The organism is Rhodanobacter koreensis (assembly GCF_054782855.1).
The window spans coordinates 750277-767908 of record NZ_BAAGRR010000012.1; the positions used below are offsets into that span (position 1 = coordinate 750277).

Consider the following 17632-nt stretch of genomic DNA (forward strand, 5'->3'; position numbering starts at 1 on the left):
ATCCATGAGCTTCATGAAAGCGGGTCGCCTGTTCCAAGTTACACTGCTGCTGATATCGGCGCTCGCACTGGCCGCTTGTGGCTTCCATCTGCGCGAGAACGCGGCGTTGCCGCCATCACTGCAGCGCATCCATCTCAACGTCAGTGGAGGCGGTGAATTCCAGCGCATGCTTACCCGTGCACTCGAGACTTCCGGTGTCACTGTCGAGGACAACGGTGGCGCCGGCATTGCCGAACTGCGCGTGCCGGTGGCGGCATTCGGTACCGACTCGCTGACCAACGGCGGTTATGTGCGGATCACCGAATACTCGGTGCACTACCAGGTGCAGTTCGACGTGGCTGGTCCCGATGGCAACGTGCTGATACCGCTGCAGCACATCAACATGTCGCGCGAATACAGCTACGACGCCACCAATACCGTCGGCAACGCCTCGCAGGTGCAGGAGATCCAGCACAGCCTCAACGACGACATGGTGCAGGCGATCCTGTTCCGCCTGCAGGCCGCCGGCAAGCACGGGCTGGCCGTACCGGCGAGCGCAGCCAGCACGCGCTGATGCCGCTCAGTCCGGGTCAGTGGCAGAAGGCGCTGGCGGCCGACCGCCTGGCCCCGATATACCTGCTTGCCGGCGAAGAATTGCTGGTGCTGGAAGCGGCCGATGCGCTGCGCGCGCAGGCGAAGAAACTCGGTTACAGCGAACGCGACGTGCTCGATGTCGGTCAGCATTTCGACTGGGACGAGCTGGCGCGTTCCGCCGCCGGCATGTCGCTGTTCGCGACCCGTCGCCTGATCGATCTGCGCCTGCCCACCGGCCGTCCCGGCATCGAGGGTGCCAAGGCGATCAACGCGTTCTGCGCCGACCCGCCACCGGATGTCACCCTGCTGATCACGGCGATGGAGTGGAGCAGCAAGCATGATGGTGCGTGGAGCAAGAAGCTCGACGCCGGCGGCACGATGGTGGTGTTCAATGCGCCGCGGCCGAACGAGTGGAGCGCATGGATCGGTGCACGGCTCGCCTCGCGCGGGCTGTCCGCCACGCCGGATGCCACGGCCTTGCTGGCCGAGCGCGTCGAGGGCAATCTGCTGGCCGCCGCACAGGAAGTCGACAAGCTCGCCGTGTTGCACGGGCAAGACCGCATCGACACTGCCGAGATGGAAAACCTGGTGGCCGACAGTGCCCGCTACGACGTGTTCAAGCTTACCGATGCCGCGTTTGTCGGCGACGGCGCACGCGCGTTGCGCATTCTCGCCGGACTGCGCTCCGAGGGAGACGAGCTGCTGGCGCTGATGGGCTGGCTGGTCAATCAGCTGCAACTGGCTCTGCGCCTCGCCAACGCGCATGATCTCGCCGCCCAGTTCCGTGCCGAGCACCTGTGGCAGGCGCGTGAGACCCTGTTCCGCCAGGCGTTGCGCCGTGCGCCGCGTGAGCACTGGCTGCAATGCCTCGCGCGCGCCTCGCGCATCGACCGCATGGTCAAGGGCCGCGAGACCGGCAATCCCTGGCAGGAGGCCGAACGGTTGATCGCCGCGATCGCCGAACCACACGCGGCCAAGGCACTCGCATGACATTCCCCCTTCCCTGCTTGCAGGGGAGGGCCGGGGAGGGTAAGGCTCTTGCCACAGACATCGATCCAACCGCTTGCGCTCTTCGGCGGCACCTTCGACCCGGTGCACCTGGGCCATCTCAGCGTGGCGTGGGAGGCTTCGGAACTGCTCGACGCCGAGGTACGTCTGCTGCCGGCCAGCGTGCCGCCGCATCGACCGCCACCGATTGCCAGTGCCGAACAGCGCGTCGCCATGTTGCGTGCGGCATTGCAGGGGCAATCGCGGTTGGGCCTGGATACCCGCGAGCTGGAGCGCAGCGGTCCGTCGTACACCATCGACACCTTGCACGAGTTGCGTGCCGAGCAAGGTGATCGGCCGCTGGTATTGCTCATCGGCGCCGATGCATTTGCCGGTCTGTCCAGCTGGCATCGCTGGCGCGAGCTGTTCGAGGTGGCGCATATCGGTGTGCTGAGTCGACCGGATGTCGATGCTGTACTGCCCGAAGAGCTGCAGCAGGAAACCACTGACCGCTGGGTGGGTGCGACTTCCACCATTCGCCACCTGCCTGCCGGCAAGCTGATCGAACTGGCAGTTACACCATTGGTGATTTCCGCCACCCGCGTTCGCGAACTGCTCGCGGCTGGGCGCGATCCGCGCTACTTGTTGCCGGCAGGACTGTTCGACGACACGACCTTGCTTGCACCGTACCGGCGTTGACCACGAGCCCTGCTAATGGTGGCCGCTCAACTGCCTCTGCACTTCGTTGATCGAATCGCGGATGCGCTTGCTGAAGACCGAGTCGTCGTGGTGGATCAGCAGCAGGTGTTCGGTGGCGCGGGTCATGGCGACGTAGAGCAGGCGCGCTTCGTCGGCTTCGCTCTGGCCGGGCTTCGGCAGCGAGCCGAGGCCGGGGATGATCACGAACGGAAACTCCAGACCCTTGCTGGAATGCATGGTTACCAGCTTCACGCTGTCCTCGACCACGAACAGGGTGTGCTTGCCGGTGCTGTCGGCGAGCCGGCTGGGGATGCCGACACGTTGTAGTGCCTCGTGCAGCTTCTCGCCTTCCCACTGGTTGCGGAACAGCACGGCCATGTCGGAATACGGCCGGCCGTGCGCGTGCTCGTCGCGCAGCCGCGCGATCAGCACGTCGAGCTGGGCGGCGGCGGTGTCGGTGCGCACCAGTTCGGGCACCGCGCCACGGCGGCCGGCACTTTCCGGCGCGATCAGCGGTACGCCGTCGTCGTCCTCGCCGCGCGATTCGAGCAGTTCCTGGGCGAAGCCACGTGCGACCGAGAGGATTTCCAGCGTGTTGCGGTAATTGAGCTTGAGAATGGTGGTGCGGCCCTGCGCCTGCACGCCCAGACTCTTCCAGCTGATCTTGCGGCGGTCGGCGTTGCCATAGATGTTCTGCGCGTCGTCGTACAGCACCAGCAGCGAGTTGGTGGCCGGGTCGATCATCTGCACGATCAGCTTGTACCAGTCCGGCTCGAAGTCGTGGCCTTCGTCGATCAGCACGGCGCCGTACTGGAAGCGCGGAATCTGGCCGCGGTCCACGCCGGCGATCACCGCCGGCGGCAGCGCTTCGAAGAACGCCTTGTCTTTGCCGGTCGGCAGCGGCACGTGGTAGGCCACCAGCATCTTGCGACACCACTTGTGGAAGTTGTAGACCTGCACCTTCTCGCTGAGGCCGCGTTCGCCGATCAGCTGTTCGAGCCGCGCGGCCAGCGTCTTGTTGTAGCACAGCACCAGGATGGGTTTGCCGAGTTCGCGCGCGAGCTGCATCGCGCGGAAGCCCAGGATCATCGTCTTGCCGGAGCCGGCGACGCCGTGGATGATCCGGTGCTCGCTGCCGAGCGAACGCGCCAGCTGCTCCTGCTGCGAGTCCATCACCTTGACCAGGTCGGGAATCTCCAGCGGACGCACCGCCGCGTCGGTGGGACCGAACAGGCCGAACTGGCCGCTGCCGGCTTCGACCCGCAGCTCGGGAAACAGGTGCCAGCGCACGCGGTCGATCTGCGGCAGGGTCAGCGCCACCGGGAACACCTGCGGGAACATCGCCCACAGGCGCTCCTGGAACGCCTCGGCGTCGACCGTCTCGTACAACTCGTCGCGGCAGATCACCAGATGCTCGGGCAGCACTTCGCCCAGGCCGCCTTCGTCGAACTGCCTGCGGGTGATGTTGGCCAGCACCACGCCCCAGGCCCACGGCATGATCAGCTTGCCGGCATGACGGGAACCTTGCGGATGACGTAGTGCCGGATCGCGCTCCAGCACTACGCCGATCTCCAGCGCATAGGCGCGTGCCTGCAGCAGCGGGTTGTTCTCCTTGACCAGGCCGCGCTCGGTGATCAGGGTGAACTGGGTGCTGTCGGCATGGCGGATGGTGTCGGCCTTCCAGTCCTTCACCTCCAGCACCAGCAGCCCGCGGCGCGGGTGGAACACCACGAAGTCCGGATGGCGCTGCTTCACGCTGACCGGTACGTCGTACCAGAGCAGGTAGTCGTCCTCGAGCTTCTGCTCCAGTCGCTCGGAAACGCGTTTCTCGCCACCGGTCATGCGTGGCAGGCAACTGTTGCGGGTCGGAATGAGTGTCGCCACTGGAGCCCCTGGATGACGCGTATCGAGGGACGTTAGCGGATCGGGCGAAGCTGTCAATCTCGGACGGGCGGTGTGGCGCGGGATATCCGACAGGAAATGCGGGTCATCATTCCCAGTGCTGCAGCTGCTCGGGTGCCACATCTACACGCCGGCAGGCGCGGCTGGCGATGCCGTCTTTCAGGGCGGCACGGAACACCGGCGCAATCGAGCGCAGCGCGTGGGCCGCCAGCCGCGCCTGTCGTTGCTGACGCGATGTGCGCCCCAGCAGGGTGACCGCCCAGTCCGGCAGCAACGCACTGCCGGCCAGCAGGAACAGGTCGCGCGACAGGCCGGCAGCCGGTACCGGCAGGCGTACCTGCGACAGCAGCTCCAGCACCACGCGCGAGCGTTCGGTACAAGCCAGTTCGGGCAGGATGCGCTGGAAATATTCGACCACAGCGTGTTCGGATGCCGGCACCTCGCGGGCGCCGAGCGCTTCGGCAATGCGCCGCACTTCGTCGTAATAGCTATCGGCCGCGCTGGCCGGCATGGCCACATGGCTGTAGCGACGGTAACCCTGCAGGAAGCTGTACGCCTCGGTGACATGCACCCAGGTCAGCAGGGCCGGATCGTTCGCCGCATAGGGGCGTCCGTCCTCGCCATGCCCGGTGATATGCGTGTGGATCTGCCTGACGTGTTCGATCAATGCCTCGGATTGCGCACGAGGTGCGTAGGTGGTGCCACCCACAAACGTGGTGGTGCGACGCAGGCGGCCGACCAGGTCGCCGCGGAAATTGGAGTGATCCCACACCCCGGCCAGCGCCAGCGGATGCAGTGTCTGCAGGGTCAACGCAGCGAGGCCACCCGCGAGCATGCCGGGGAAATCCGAGTGCACGCGCCAGGTGGCGCTGTCCGGCCCGAACAGGCCGGGATCGCCGTGCGGATGGTCGTAGTCGATGCCACCGCTGCCGCTCTCGGCACGCGGGAACGCACTCAGCACCCAGTGCCGGATCGCAGCGCGAACCGGTTCGCGGGCGGCACGGGTGAGGAAATGCGGCGGCGAGGGCATGCCGCCAGTCTAGCGGCATGTGTGTCGTATCCGTGCCGTCGTCGGTCAGCGCAACAGCTCAGCCGTCCAGCGCGGCATCCAGCGTGATGGTGGCCTTCAATACCTTGGAGACCGGGCAGCCCTCCTTGGTGGCCAGGGCGATCTTCGCGAAGGTAGGCGCATCGGCACCAGGCACCTTGGCCTTGCAAACAAGGTGTACTGCCGTGATCGAAAAGCCATCGCCGTCCTTGTCCAGAGTCACCACCGCCTTGGTGTCGATGCTGTCGGCGGTGAGTCCCGCATTGCCGAGCCCGAGCGACAGCGCCATCGAATAGCAGCCGGCATGGGCTGCCGCGATCAATTCCTCCGGGTTTGTGCCGGGGCCGTCCTCGAAGCGCGAGCGGAAGCCGTAGGGCGACTCGCGCAGCACGCCGGATTCCGTCGAGAGCGAGCCCTGGCCGTCCTTGATGCCGCCGGACCAGTGGGCGGATGCGGATTTCTTCATGGGATTCTCCTGCGGGACGATAGCGGACAAGCGCCAACCATGACGGGCGACATGTACAGGTGGCGCGAACGGATCGATACATCGGCATCACATCGGCATCGCCGCACTGATCGTAAGCTTGGTAGTCGACTTCCCCAGCAGGGTTCCCCATGCCACCCGTCATCCAGCACGATCGCAGCGCGCACCGTTTCAGCACGCAGGTGGACGGTGCCGATTGCGAGCTCGACTACACCCTCGCTGCGGGTGTGATGACGATCACCCACACGGGAGTGCCGCCTGCGGTGGGTGGCCGCGGCATCGCGGCGGCGCTGGTACAGGAGGCGTTTGCGACGGCACGCAGCGAAGGCTGGAAGGTGATGCCGGCATGTTCGTATGCCGCCGCGTGGTTGCAGCGGCACCCGGAGTATCGGGATCTGATTGCCCGGGGATCGTGAACAGGTACCGGTGCTCCCGCTATGATCGCGGCATTGCCGGCGCCGGCGGGGCGCCGATCCGGAGGTTCGCATGGGTAACGACAATGCAGGCGCAGCCAGCGTCACGAAGAAGCGCCGCTGGCGGCCGCTGCATTACGTGAGGGCGCGACCGCGGACGTTCATTGCCCTGATGATCTTCATCGTCGTCTGCGCCGTGCTGATGGCAATGAAACTGCGACCGGCCACGGCGGTCCTGCTGGCGTTCGATCTGGCGGCGCTGGTGTTCCTCGGCATCATCGCCCGCATGTTCAACCGGGCTTCCGCAGCGCACATGCGCAGCCAGGCACGCGCGCAGGACACGGGGCGCTGGGGCATCCTGTGGAGTGGCATCGTGCTGTCGACGGTGGTACTGGTGGCATTGAGCAGTGAGCTGCATGCGGCCAAGGGTGGCGGTCTGCTGGGATTGGGGGTGGGGGCGCTCAGCGTGGTGCTGAGCTGGCTGTTCCTCAACATCATGTTCGCGATCCATTACGCGCATGGCTTCTACGGCGATCTCGGCGAGAAGCATGCAGGGCTGGAGTTCCCGGATACACCGCAACCCGACTACTGGGACTTCGCCTATTTCGCGATCGTGATCGGGATGACCTTCCAGGTTTCCGACGTGCAGATCACCAGCCGTTACCTGCGCCGCGTGGCCTTGCTGCACAGCGTGATCGCGTTCTTCTTCAACGTGTTCATCATCGCGATCACGGTCAACATCGTGGCCGGACAGGGCGGCTAGGCCATCCGCATGAACTCGCCATTCGCCAACCGTCTCGGCATCGAGCATCCGCTGATCCAGGCACCGATGTCCGGCTCGACGCCACCGGTTCTGGTGGCTGCCGTGTCGAACGCCGGTGGCCTCGGTTCGCTCGGTGCCGGTTACCTGGAGCCGCAGGCGATCCTCGATCAGGCCGCGCAGATCCGTGCACTCGGCGATCGCCCGTATGCGATCGGCCTGTTCGTGCTGCCGGACGAATTCGAGGCCGACATGGCGGCCGTGGCGAAGGCGCGCGAACAACTCGATGCACTGATGGCGCAGGAGGGCCTCGGTGTCCGCACCAGCCTGCCCGCACGCTGGGCACCGCGTTTTTCCGATCAGTTCGCGGCGCTATGCGAAGCGCGCCCGGCGGTGGCCAGTTTCGCGTTTGGCGTGATCAGCCCGGCGCAGTTGCGCGAGCTGCGTCAGCGCGATATCTACGTGATCGGCACCGCCACCACGGTGACCGAGGCGCGCGCATGGGTCGAAGCGGGCGCGGATGCCGTCTGCGTGCAGGGCGCCGAAGCCGGCGGTCATCGCGGCACCTTCCTGCACCGGGCCGAGGACGCGATGATCGGCCTGTTTGCGCTGCTGCCGCTCACCGTGCGCGCACTGGCGGGGAATATTCCGGTCATCGCCGCCGGCGGCATCATGGACGGCTCTGGCATGCTTGCGGCGGAAGTTCTTGGCGCGTCAGCCAGCCAGCTCGGCACCGCCTTTCTCACCTGTCCGGAATGTTCGGCTGCCGAGGCATGGAAGCACGATCTGCTGCAGGCCCAGGACCACCAGGTCGCCACCATCACGGGTTTCTCCGGGCGCGCCGCCCGTGGCCTGCGCAACCGCTTTGTCGAGGCCATGCCGGAGGCGGCGCAGGGATTGCCCTATCCCGTGCTGAACGCGCTCACCGCGCCGTTGCGCCGTGCCGCCGCGGCAGCCGGACGCGGTGATCTGCTGTCCGAATGGTGCGGGCAGGCCGCCAGTCTGGCACGCCCGCAACCGGCAGCCGAACTGGTGGCGCGCCTGACCCACGAGTACCGGCTGGCCAGACGGGCGCTGGCTTCCTGATCAAGGCCCGGAACACGGCCTGCCGGCAGGGCAGGTATACTGCGTCCGCGCCATTTTGCGCTGCGATCCCGCATCGAGGCCCATCCTCTTGAGTACTGCCCGCACGAACAAGTCCGTCACCACGGCCACCCTGCGCAAGTCCGTCATCGACGCGCTGGAAGAGCTGAAAGCCAAGGACATCCGGGAGATCGACGTCCGCGGCAAAACCTCGATTGCCGACCTGCTGGTCATCGCCTCCGGCACCTCCGCACGCCACGTCAAATCCATCGCCGACGAAGTGTCCAAGTTCGCCAAGAAGGCGGGCGTGATGCCGTTGGGCGTGGAAGGCGAGCTGGAAGGCGAGTGGGTGCTGGTCGACCTCGGTGACGTGATCGTCCATGTGATGCTGCCGCGCATCCGCGAGTTCTACGGGCTGGAGCGCCTGTGGACGGTCGGTGACCACGGGCACGAAGCCGACGCTGTGCAAGCCGGCTGAGCCGAATCTGCGGCATGCGCGCGCGCCTCATCGCGGTTGGCGAACGCATGCCCGGCTGGGTGGCCGAGGGTTTTGCCGAATACCGCAAGCGGCTCTCGCACGAGCTGCCGCTCGAACTGATCGAATTGAAACCCGGCAACCGCGGCAAGGGTCGCGACGATGCACGGGCCATCCAGGACGAAGGCGCGGCGATACTCGCTTCCTTGCCGCACGATATCCACGTGGTTGCGCTCGATGGCCGCGGCAAGACGTGGTCCAGCGAAGACCTCGCCGGACAGCTCGCACGCTGGCGCATGGCCGGACGCGACCTGGCCTTCCTGATCGGCGGTCCCGATGGCCACGCCCCCGACGTGCTGGCACGCGCCGACCAGCGCTGGTCGCTCGGCCCGCTGACCCTGCCGCACATGCTGGTGCGACTGGTGCTGGCCGAGCAGCTGTATCGCGCCACCACCATCATGGCCGGACACCCTTACCATCGCGCCTGATGTCAGGCTCGCGAAAGCGTGCGGCGCGAATCTAGGTCACTGCATTGCACAGGAGTCGCCATGAGCTTCCAGATCCGCCAGGCCAGCATCGACGATCTCGACATACTGGTGCCGTTGTTCGATGGCTACCGCCAGTTCTACAGGCAGGCATCGGATCCCGCGCGTGCGCGTGCCTTCCTGGCCGAGCGCATGGCGAAACAGGAGTCGCAGATCCTGCTGGCTCTCGACGATTCTGGCGTTGGCCTGGGTTTCACCCAGCTCTATCCGCTGTTCTCGTCGGTGCGCGCCGTGCGCACCTACCTGCTCAATGATCTGTTCGTTGCCGCCGAGACGCGCCGTCAGGGTGTGGCAAAGGCCTTGCTGATTGTCGCCGCCGATCATGCCCGCAGCCTGGGTGTCGCCAGCCTGTCGCTGTCCACGGCACTCGACAATGCACCGGCGCAGGCGCTCTACGAGTCGCTGGGCTGGCAGCGCGATCAGGGGTTTTGCGAGTACGGCCTCGTGCTTTAGCGCGCAGGTTGGGGTGAGCGAATGCGAACCCCGACGCTGGCGCTGACTCCCATCGTTGGGCATCGCTGCACCCGGCCCAACTTGCAACATGGCAGTAGCGTACGTGCCTGCGCCTGATACGGCCGCCAGCCGCTATCCTTGTGTTTCGTACGGTCCCGGGAACAACCCATGCTTTATCTGGCTTCGCAGTCGCCACGTCGTCGCGATCTGCTGAAGCAGCTCGGCGCGACATTTTCTGTGCTTGATGTGGATGTGCCGGAACAGCGAGCTGCCGACGAATTGCCGCAGGACTACGTCCATCGCGTTGCGCGCGACAAGGCGCGCGCAGGCCTGGCTCTGCTCGCCACGGGCGATCGTGACGTTGCCATCGTGCTTGGCGCGGATACCGAGGTGGTGCTGGATGGCGATGTGTTCGGCAAACCGCGTGATGCCGGCGATGCCGCGGTGATGCTGCGCCGGCTTTCGGGGCGCACGCATGAGGTCATTTCGGCGGTGTGGCTGGTTGGCACCACGTTCGAACAGGGCGATGCCTGCATATCGCAGGTGCGCTTCGCCACCCTGGACGAAGCGACGATTGCCGCCTATATCGCCACCGGCGAGTCGTTCGGCAAGGCGGGTGCGTATGCGATCCAGGGGCGCGGCGCGGCCTTGATCGAGCACATGCAGGGCAGCTATTCCGGCGTGATGGGTCTGCCGTTGTTCGAGACGGCGCGCCTGTTGCGTCGCTTCTGGGCGGCCGTGACCTGAGCTTCAACCGGGCAGATTGATCGCCACGAACCATGCGGCTACCGCCAGCAGGTTGTTGACGCCGTGTGCCAGCACCCCCGGCCAGATCGAGCCCGAACGCAGCCGCAGCCAGGCCAGTGCCAATGCCAGCAGCAACAGGTCGGGCAGCGCGAACCATTGCCATTGCAGGCCGGGCAGGTGCACCAGGGCGAACGTCAGCGAACTGAGCGTCACCGCCCGGCCGGTCTGCCAGCGTTGCCATAGCGCCGACAGCAGCACGCCACGGAACAGCAGTTCCTCCACCAGCGGTCCCACGCCCACCACGACCACCACCAGCACGATGCGCCATGCCGGTGGGGTATCCGCGCCAAGCTGCTGGATGTTCTGGGTCACGGCATGCCCGTGCGCCAGCAACTGGGTCAGCCATCCGCCGAACAGTGGAGCAGCCAGTCCGAGCACGACAGCCAGTGCGAGGAACCGGGGGCGGGTCGTGCGCACGAAACCGAAACCCGGCGGCTGCGCCAGTGACCACAGGTGCGGCCAGCGCCGTCGTGTCAGCAGCAGGATCAGGACCGCGGCCAGACTCAGGGTGAGTATCACCAGCAGCGCCGGCATGCCGGGTTGATCCAGCATGTTGCGGATGCCATCGCCGGCATCAGCCACGCCCTGCCACGGGTGCACGAAGCCCATCGCCACGCCCAGCACCAGCGCGATCAGGCTGCTGCCGACAGCCTGCAGCACGAAGTACAGCGCGACCAGGCCCAGCGCGGCCCGCAGGTCCGGCGCTCGCGCGACAGGCGTTGCGATGGGCTGAGCCGGCGGTATCGCGGGCGGCGTCAGGAAGGTGTCGGTAGGCATGGCATCCATGGTGGCGTCGATTCCGCAGTCGGGCAGGCCAGTGACCGCGTGTACGGTGCGACGTTCAACACGTCCAAGCTAGCCACCTGCCGGCGGCAGGCGCAATCGGTCGATCGGCATGGTCGTGGTGATGGACTGCGATGGTCTCCCCGCAGCTTGCAGCAGCGGGTCATCCCGGTAACATCAGGGGTACCGATCGGGTCAGGGGAACATCGATGACTATCGATTTTGGCAGGACTGCCAGTGACTACGCGCGCCACCGTGCCGGGTTTCCCGAGGCGTTCTTCGAGCGGCTGTTTGCCGACGGCACCGTACAGAAGGGCAATCAGGTGCTGGATCTCGGTACCGGTACCGGAACCGTCGCCCGCGGGCTGGCCGTACGCGGCTGCGAGGTCACCGGTCTGGATCATTCCGCACCCTTGCTGGCGGAGGCAGCGGAGCTCGATCGTGCTGCCGGCGTGCAGGTGAAGCAGGTGCGTGCACGAGTCGAGAACGCCGAGTTTCCGCCGGCGTCGTTCGACGTGATCACCGCTGGCCAGTGCTGGCACTGGTTCGACCGGCCACGCACGGCGGCGCAGTCACGCGGCTGGCTGAAGTCGGGTGGTCGCCTGGTGATTGCGCACTTCGACTGGCTGCCGCTGAACGGCAACATGGTGCAGGACACCGAACGGCTGATCCTGGCCTGCAATCCCGGCTGGACCATGCATAGCGGCAGCGGCCTGTACCCGGCGTGGCTCAAGGATGTCGCCGAGGCCGGTTTCACCGACCTGCGCACATACTCGTTCGATATCGACGTGCCTTACAGCCACGCGGACTGGCGTGGCCGCATCCGCGCCAGTGCCGGCATCGGCGCGGTCCTGGACAAGGCCAGGGTGGAGCGCTTCGACAACGAACTGGCAGCGATGCTGACAGCCCGCCATGCGGCGGAGCCCATGGCGGTGCCACATCGTGTGTGGGTGTTGAGCGCAGTCGCGCCAGGCCTGCTGGCTTGAGGTTGTCGCCTCAGCCCAGCAGCATGGCGCGGACGACACCGATCGAGGCCATCACCAGCACAGCGGCCCAGCCGAACATGCCGACCATGAAGCCCGGGCCACGCTTGCCGGCATCCTTCAGATACGACAGCGCATACCACACTCGACCGATCAGCCAGACCAGTCCGGCGATGCCGGCCCATCCGCTGAAGCCGTAAGTTGCCGCCAGCCATAGCGTGGGCAGAAACATGAGAGTGCTTTCCAGCGTATTCATCTGCACCCGGTAGGCACGCTCGAATGCCGGATCGCCACTGATCGCAGGCGCCTTGATGCCGTATTTGTCGCGGGCGCGGCCCACCGCCCACATGGTGCCTAACAGCAGCAAGACGGTGAGCAGGGTAACCAGGGCGGGCAGGTGGGTCATGATGGGCTCTCGCTGAAAGGTCGCCCACTGTAACGGGAAGGCGCGCATGGCGTGATGCCGGGCAAGGCGCTATCGTCACCCGGCGTGCCGGGGGCGGTGCATCAAGACAGCGAGGGGCGTATGGACTGGCAGAAAGGCGGCAGCAGCGACAACGTCGAAGTCGATAGCGGCAACGGTGGCGGCGGAGGGGGCGGTTTCGGCGGTGGCCGCATGGGCTTGGGCGGGTTGATCGTGCTGGCCATCCTGGGCTGGATCTTCTTCAAGAATCCGCTGGCATTGCTGGATCAGGGTGGCGCCCAATCGAACGTGCCCGCACAGAGCACGCCGGTGCAGATCGATCCACAGCAGAAAGCGTTTGTCAGCGCGATCCTGCATTCGACCGAGCAGACCTGGGGCGAGATCTTCCAGGCCAGGGGTATGACCTACGTCGACCCCAAGCTGCACTTGTTCAGCGGTGGCGTGAACACGGCATGCGGCGGTGCCACGACCGCGGTGGGGCCGTTCTACTGCCCGGGTGACCAGAAGGTGTACCTCGATGTGGCGTTCTTCCAGCAATTGCAGGATGAGCTGCATTCCTCCGGCGATTTCGCCCGTGCCTATGTGATCGCACACGAAGTCGGGCATCACGTGCAGAAACTGACCGGCGTGTTCGACAAGGTGCAACAGTTGCAGCGGCAGGGGCAGCCGATGGATGGTGCGGACGGCTTGTCCGTGCGGCAGGAACTGCAGGCGGATTGCTATGCCGGCGTGTGGGCGAACCACAGCCAGAAGGATCTGAACTGGCTGCAGCCGGGCGACATCGAGTCGGCACTCAATGCGGCCAGCCACATCGGCGACGACACCTTGCAGCAGCAGGCACAGGGGCGCGTGCGGCCGGACACGTTCACCCATGGCACTTCGGCGCAGCGCGTGAAGTGGTTCAAGACCGGCTTCAGCAGCGGTGACATGGACCAGTGCAACACGTTTGCCGGCGAACCGTAGGAAAGTTCGACGTTCGTGAGGAAAGGCCTGCCGCACGGCAGGCCTTTTACGCTCTAGACTTCGCAGGCTGCGCGCCTCGGGGTGCGCCATGGTCAGCTTGATGAAACATCCCTGTCTGCGTTGCGGTGTCTGCTGCGCCTTCTTCCGTGTGTCATTCCACTGGTCGGAGGCGGATGCATCGCTGGGTGGATGCGTGCCGCCGGAGCTCACCGAGAAACTTGATCCGCACCGATTGGCGATGCTCGGCACCGATGCCGCGCAGCCACGTTGCGTGGCCCTGCAGGGCACGCTGGGCGTGGCGGCGCATTGCGGCATCTATGCGCGGCGGCCGTCGGTATGCCGCGAGGTGCAGCCATCGTGGGAGTTCGGCACGATCAGCCTGCAATGCGACAAGGCGCGCCTTGCGCACGGACTGCCGGTGCTGATGCCGCAGGACTGGCTCGAACCATTCGATACCGACACGCCGCCGTTGCCGCAGATCGCCTGACTGTTATCGCGACGGGTTCGCGACCGGTGTGCCGGCATCGTTCTGGAAGGCGAGCACGAACTGCTTCAGATCGCCCGCGCTGACGTCGGAGACGGCGATATAGCGCATGCCTTCGGCGGTCCAGCGAATGACGGTGTAACCGTGGCGCTGCACTTCCGGTTGCGCCGTCGCCGCCGAATCCGCCGGCCACTGGTAGAGGTTGATCACGTGCAGGTGCCGCTTGTAGATCAGGGCGGCGACACTGCGCCCGTCGATTGCATCGAGACGGCCACCGATCAGCGGGAACCCTTCACTGGCCAGATCCTTCACGCGCGGCGAGAAGTCGAGCTTGCCCTCGAACCATGGCTTCACCGTGTGCTGGTCGGTCGACACCACGTCCATCAGGTGTTGCGCCTGCAGCGAGCGGATATGGCTGGAGATGGCTTCGGCCACGACCGGATTGCTGTCCGTGCCACGCTGCTGCAAGGCAGTGATCCAGGCCGGACTGGTGAGTAGCAGTGCGCCGGCAAAACCGGCGGCCATGGCGTAGGCGAGCGGTGCGCGGCGGGGTCGGGAAGACGCCGGCAGGGCGGCCTGCGCCGCGGATGGCGCGGGGCTCCAGCGTTCGCGCAATGCGTCCGGCGCACGATGGTACAGCCCGGGTTGCGCCAGTGCCTTGCGCAGCCGGCCATGGAGGCCATAGCTGGCTGCGCATGCGGCGCAGTCCTGCAGGTGCCGGGCCATGGTCGCGCTCTGCGCAGCATCCAGCTCGTCATCGAGATAGGCGTGCATCAGCAGCCTGGTGTCATCACAGGTCATGACGACGTACCTCCTTGGGACGGCAGGTCAGCTCGGTCTTCAGACGTTCGCGCGCACGGGCGAGCCGGGACATGACGGTGCCGATTTTCTGTTCGGTGATCGCAGCGATTTCCTTGTAGGAACACTCTTCCAGTTCGCGCAGCACGAGCACTTCACGCAGCGGAGGCGGCAGTCGTTCCAGCGCGAGCTGCAGCGTGCCGATGTCCACCGCCAGCAGGGTCAGGGCTTCCGGTGAAGGACCCTGATCGACCAGCGGGTGGGCATCCTCGTCCAGTGATTCGCGCAGGTTGTCGGGCGGGGTCTTCATGTGCAGCGTGTAGTAGGTGTTCCGCACGATGGCGAGCAACCAGACCCGCGCGTCGTTGCCGTGGAAGCTGTCGAAATAGCGCAGCGCCCGCAGCATCGCTTCCTGCACCACGTCCTGCGCATCCGCATCGTTGCGCGCGAGCCAGCGCGCGAGGTTGTAGGCCGCGTCGAGGCACGGCAGCACGAGCGCCTCGAAGCGCGCGCTGCGGACACTGTCCGGGCTTGGCGGGATGACGTGCAAATCGGCGGGCATGAAAGGGATTACCTCGGCTGACTCGACTTTATTCCCGCCGCGCAAAAGCGGGAATAGGCGAGCCAGGCGATCGGTAATGCAGGAAGAGGGAAGCCCAGACATCTACGGCCACCCGATTCCTGGCCGTGGCCGTTCCACCATTCACCCCCTGCGGAGAGTTCATCATGCAAGACAATCACGACAACGAAGCCGGCGGCCGACGCCAGTTCCTCAAATGCATGGCCTGGGCCGGAGCCGGCACGCTCTGGCTGATGAAGGGTGGCGTGCTGCGCGCCCAGCCACTGGGTGATGGCACGGCGACGGCATCCACGGTGGACGCCAGCTTCAGCTTTGCGCAGATCAGCGATTCCCACATCGGTTTCCACAAGGCGCCGAACATGGACGTGGTGGGCACGCTGCGCGCGTCGGTGGCGCTGGTCAGTGCGCAGGCCGCGCGCCCGGATTTTCTGCTGCACACCGGCGATCTCACGCATCTCTCCAAGTCCGAGGAGTTCGACACGCTGGCCGGCGTGATGCAGGAATCGCACGCGCGCAAGGTGTTCTACGTGCCGGGCGAGCACGACGTGATCGGCGACAACGGCGCCGAATTCTTTCGGCGTTTCGGCGAACGCCAGCACGCCGGCGGCTGGTACAGCTTCGACCATCGCGGCGTGCACTTCGTTGGACTGATCAACGTGCTCGACCTCAAGGCCGGTGGGCTGGGTTCGCTGGGTGCAGAGCAGCTGGCCTGGCTGAAAAAGGATCTTGCCGGGCTGTCCGCCGAAACGCCCTTGGTGGTGTTCGCCCACATGCCGCTGTGGCCGCTGTACCCGCCGTGGGGCTGGGGCACGGACGACAGCGCCGAGGCGATGTCGTACCTGCGGCGGTTCGGCTCGGTCAGCGTGCTCAATGGCCACATCCACCAGATCCAGCAGAAGGTGGAAGGCAATATCACCTTCTACACGGCGCGCTCGACTGCCTATCCGCAGTCGGCGCCGGGTGTCGGACCCGGGCCGGGACCCATGAAGGAGGTGGCGCCCGGTGCGCTGCATCGCTATCTCGGCATTCGCGATGTACGCCACGTGCAGGGCAGGCAGGCACTCGCCGTGACCGAGGAGGTGCTGTCGTGAAAGCGATTGCCCGTGGATTTGCACGACCGCACGCGTCGCGTTGGCATCCGGGCGCGCTGCTGGTGATGGGCGCGCTGTGCTGCGTCATCGTGGCATGGCCTGCCGCCATGGCAGCGAGTGTCTCTGCTTCCAGGAAGGTGCATACGCAGCAGATCGAGATACGCAACTTCGCCTTCGTGCCCGCGACGTTGACGGTGCCGGCAGGTACCCGCGTGGTGTGGACCAACCAGGACGAGGAACCGCACGTGATCACCAGTGCCGGCTCGTTGTTCGCTTCCTCGAAGGGGCTGGATACCAGCGACTCCTACGCCGTGACGTTTTCCAAACCGGGCACTTATGCCTATTACTGCTCGATCCACCCGATGATGGTCGGTACGATCATCGTGCAGTGAGCGGGGTGCGCAAGTCGTCGAAGGTCGGGCCGTCGAAGCGGTAGATGTCCATCGCCAGCAGGCCCATGTCGATGCCCGCGTCGATCCGTTGCGCATGAGCTTTCGCGCCGGCGGCGCCCAGCGCCACGAACAGCGGCAGCAGGTGCTCGTCGGTGGGATGCGCGCGTTCGGCGAACGGTGCCTGCCGGCGATAGTCGAGCAGGGCGTCGATGTCGCCGGCAGCGAGCTTCTGCTCGATCCAGTCGATGAACGGCTTCACGTACGGCGCCTGCCGTTCGTCGCTGTAGCCGGCGCGGAGATCGTGCAGGTTGTGGGTGATGCTGCCCGAGCCGATCACCAGCACGCCTTCGTCGCGCAGCGGCGCCAGCGCCTGACCCAGCGCGTACTGGTGCGCGGGACCGAGTTCCGGCTGGATCGAGACTGGTACCACCGGAATGTCCGCCGCCGGATACAGCAGGCGAAGTGGCACCCAGGCGCCGTGATCCAGTCCGCGCACGGGATCGGCGATTGGCGTCAGGCCCGCATGATCCAGCAGCTGCATGACGCGGTCGGCCAAGGCAGGATCACCCGGCGCCGGATAACGCAGCTGATACAGCGCTGCGGGAAAACCGCCGAAATCGTGGATAGTCTCGGGTGTGGTCACACTGCCGACCTGTGGCCGCCGGGACAGCCAGTGGGCGCTGGCCATCACGATCGCTTTCGGCCGCGGCAGCACGGCAGCCAGTTCGGCCAGTCGTTCGCCGGTCAGGCCGGGTTGCAGCGCGGTCATCGGCGAACCGTGCGAGATGTACAGGCTGGGCAGGGCGGTCATGGCGTCATTCGCTGGCGAGTATGGCCCACGAAGTATGGGCGCTCGCGAATTTTCCAGCGGCGCCAGCCGGAAACGTTGCGTCGCCCAATCGAAA

Annotated in this window: 23 protein-coding genes; 15 read left to right on the forward strand and 8 right to left on the reverse strand. The window is 66.0% G+C overall.

Annotation, left to right across the window (positions count from 1 at the left end):
- Positions 1-4: 4 nt before the first annotated feature.
- The 3 genes from ACYVKM_RS17025 to nadD are packed head-to-tail and all read left to right on the forward strand — an operon-like array spanning position 5 to position 2259.
- A complete protein-coding gene (locus ACYVKM_RS17025; protein ID WP_460878799.1) occupies positions 5-553 on the forward strand; it encodes an LPS-assembly lipoprotein LptE in 549 nt (182 codons plus the stop codon).
- A complete protein-coding gene (holA, locus tag ACYVKM_RS17030; RefSeq protein WP_460878800.1) occupies positions 553-1563 on the forward strand; it encodes a DNA polymerase III subunit delta in 1011 nt (336 codons plus the stop codon). Before ACYVKM_RS17025 ends, holA begins: the two co-directional genes overlap by 1 nt.
- 48 nt (positions 1564-1611) lie before the next feature.
- Positions 1612-2259, forward strand: coding sequence for a nicotinate-nucleotide adenylyltransferase (gene nadD, locus ACYVKM_RS17035; RefSeq protein ID WP_460878801.1), 648 nt, complete (start codon positions 1612-1614; stop codon positions 2257-2259).
- Positions 2260-2271: 12 nt separating this feature from the next.
- On the opposite strand, the gene ACYVKM_RS17040 is transcribed toward nadD, so the two are convergent.
- From ACYVKM_RS17040 to ACYVKM_RS17050, 3 genes are all read right to left on the reverse strand, one after another.
- Entirely contained in the window at positions 2272-4143 is a 1872-nt protein-coding gene (locus tag ACYVKM_RS17040) for a 3'-5' exonuclease (RefSeq protein WP_460878802.1), read from the reverse strand.
- 106 nt (positions 4144-4249) lie between these two features.
- On the reverse strand, positions 4250-5191 hold the full coding sequence (locus tag ACYVKM_RS17045; protein ID WP_460878803.1) for an oxygenase MpaB family protein: 942 nt from the start codon (positions 5189-5191) through the stop codon (positions 4250-4252).
- A gap of 58 nt (positions 5192-5249) precedes the next feature.
- Positions 5250-5675 (reverse strand): OsmC family protein, encoded by a 426-nt coding sequence (locus ACYVKM_RS17050; RefSeq protein WP_460878804.1) that lies wholly within the window; start codon positions 5673-5675, stop codon positions 5250-5252.
- A gap of 149 nt (positions 5676-5824) precedes the next feature.
- Between ACYVKM_RS17050 and ACYVKM_RS17055 the strand changes: the two genes are divergently transcribed.
- The 7 genes from ACYVKM_RS17055 to ACYVKM_RS17085 all read left to right on the forward strand — a co-directional run bounded on the left by ACYVKM_RS17055 (position 5825) and on the right by ACYVKM_RS17085 (position 10169).
- Complete coding sequence (locus ACYVKM_RS17055; protein WP_460878805.1) at positions 5825-6109, forward strand: GNAT family N-acetyltransferase; 285 nt, start codon at positions 5825-5827, stop codon at positions 6107-6109.
- Between the two features lie 70 nt (positions 6110-6179).
- Positions 6180-6869: a DUF1345 domain-containing protein gene (locus tag ACYVKM_RS17060; RefSeq protein WP_460878806.1), complete on the forward strand. Its 690-nt coding sequence runs from the start codon at positions 6180-6182 to the stop codon at positions 6867-6869.
- A gap of 9 nt (positions 6870-6878) precedes the next feature.
- Positions 6879-7952, forward strand: a complete 1074-nt coding sequence (locus ACYVKM_RS17065; RefSeq protein ID WP_460878807.1) for an NAD(P)H-dependent flavin oxidoreductase — start codon at positions 6879-6881, stop codon at positions 7950-7952.
- An 88-nt stretch (positions 7953-8040) separates the two neighbouring features.
- The gene (gene rsfS / locus ACYVKM_RS17070) at positions 8041-8427 is read left to right on the forward strand and encodes a ribosome silencing factor (RefSeq protein WP_460878808.1); all 387 of its coding nucleotides are present in this window, start codon (positions 8041-8043) and stop codon (positions 8425-8427) included.
- A gap of 14 nt (positions 8428-8441) precedes the next feature.
- Positions 8442-8912 carry a 23S rRNA (pseudouridine(1915)-N(3))-methyltransferase RlmH gene (gene rlmH / locus ACYVKM_RS17075; protein ID WP_460878809.1) on the forward strand — a complete coding sequence of 157 codons (471 nt, stop codon included), beginning with the start codon at positions 8442-8444 and terminating at the stop codon, positions 8910-8912.
- Positions 8913-8972: 60 nt separating this feature from the next.
- Positions 8973-9422, forward strand: a complete 450-nt coding sequence (locus ACYVKM_RS17080) for a GNAT family N-acetyltransferase (RefSeq protein WP_460878810.1) — start codon at positions 8973-8975, stop codon at positions 9420-9422.
- Positions 9423-9590: 168 nt separating this feature from the next.
- Positions 9591-10169, forward strand: a complete 579-nt coding sequence (locus tag ACYVKM_RS17085) for a Maf family protein (protein WP_460878811.1) — start codon at positions 9591-9593, stop codon at positions 10167-10169.
- A 3-nt stretch (positions 10170-10172) separates the two neighbouring features.
- On the opposite strand, the gene ACYVKM_RS17090 is transcribed toward ACYVKM_RS17085, so the two are convergent.
- Positions 10173-11015 carry a lysostaphin resistance A-like protein gene (locus ACYVKM_RS17090; RefSeq protein WP_460878812.1) on the reverse strand — a complete coding sequence of 281 codons (843 nt, stop codon included), beginning with the start codon at positions 11013-11015 and terminating at the stop codon, positions 10173-10175.
- Between the two features lie 206 nt (positions 11016-11221).
- Between ACYVKM_RS17090 and ACYVKM_RS17095 the strand changes: the two genes are divergently transcribed.
- Positions 11222-11998, forward strand: a complete 777-nt coding sequence (locus ACYVKM_RS17095) for a class I SAM-dependent methyltransferase (RefSeq protein ID WP_460878813.1) — start codon at positions 11222-11224, stop codon at positions 11996-11998.
- Positions 11999-12008: 10 nt separating this feature from the next.
- Here ACYVKM_RS17095 and ACYVKM_RS17100 read toward each other — a convergent pair whose 3' ends face one another.
- Positions 12009-12401, reverse strand: a complete 393-nt coding sequence (locus ACYVKM_RS17100; RefSeq protein ID WP_460878814.1) for an MAPEG family protein — start codon at positions 12399-12401, stop codon at positions 12009-12011.
- A gap of 120 nt (positions 12402-12521) precedes the next feature.
- Between ACYVKM_RS17100 and ypfJ the strand changes: the two genes are divergently transcribed.
- Both ypfJ and ACYVKM_RS17110 read left to right on the forward strand, forming a co-directional pair.
- The gene (gene ypfJ, locus ACYVKM_RS17105) at positions 12522-13382 is read left to right on the forward strand and encodes a KPN_02809 family neutral zinc metallopeptidase (protein ID WP_460878815.1); all 861 of its coding nucleotides are present in this window, start codon (positions 12522-12524) and stop codon (positions 13380-13382) included.
- Between the two features lie 100 nt (positions 13383-13482).
- Positions 13483-13869 (forward strand): YkgJ family cysteine cluster protein, encoded by a 387-nt coding sequence (locus tag ACYVKM_RS17110; RefSeq protein WP_460878816.1) that lies wholly within the window; start codon positions 13483-13485, stop codon positions 13867-13869.
- Between the two features lie 3 nt (positions 13870-13872).
- Here ACYVKM_RS17110 and ACYVKM_RS17115 read toward each other — a convergent pair whose 3' ends face one another.
- Both ACYVKM_RS17115 and ACYVKM_RS17120 read right to left on the reverse strand, forming a co-directional pair.
- Positions 13873-14667, reverse strand: a complete 795-nt coding sequence (locus ACYVKM_RS17115) for an anti-sigma factor family protein (RefSeq protein WP_460878817.1) — start codon at positions 14665-14667, stop codon at positions 13873-13875.
- The gene (locus ACYVKM_RS17120; RefSeq protein WP_460878818.1) at positions 14657-15226 is read right to left on the reverse strand and encodes a sigma-70 family RNA polymerase sigma factor; all 570 of its coding nucleotides are present in this window, start codon (positions 15224-15226) and stop codon (positions 14657-14659) included. The genes ACYVKM_RS17115 and ACYVKM_RS17120 overlap by 11 nt, the downstream gene beginning before the upstream one ends.
- 164 nt (positions 15227-15390) lie before the next feature.
- Here ACYVKM_RS17120 and ACYVKM_RS17125 point away from each other — a divergent pair, with 164 nt between their 5' ends.
- Together ACYVKM_RS17125 and ACYVKM_RS17130 are read left to right on the forward strand one after the other, a co-directional pair.
- Positions 15391-16335 (forward strand): metallophosphoesterase family protein, encoded by a 945-nt coding sequence (locus ACYVKM_RS17125; RefSeq protein ID WP_460878819.1) that lies wholly within the window; start codon positions 15391-15393, stop codon positions 16333-16335.
- The gene (locus tag ACYVKM_RS17130; protein ID WP_460878820.1) at positions 16332-16727 is read left to right on the forward strand and encodes a cupredoxin domain-containing protein; all 396 of its coding nucleotides are present in this window, start codon (positions 16332-16334) and stop codon (positions 16725-16727) included. The genes ACYVKM_RS17125 and ACYVKM_RS17130 overlap by 4 nt, the downstream gene beginning before the upstream one ends.
- Here the strand turns inward: ACYVKM_RS17130 and ACYVKM_RS17135 are convergent.
- On the reverse strand, positions 16714-17538 hold the full coding sequence (locus tag ACYVKM_RS17135; protein WP_460878821.1) for a DODA-type extradiol aromatic ring-opening family dioxygenase: 825 nt from the start codon (positions 17536-17538) through the stop codon (positions 16714-16716). The two genes, ACYVKM_RS17130 and ACYVKM_RS17135, sit on opposite strands and share 14 nt — an antisense overlap.
- Positions 17539-17632 lie beyond the last annotated feature (94 nt).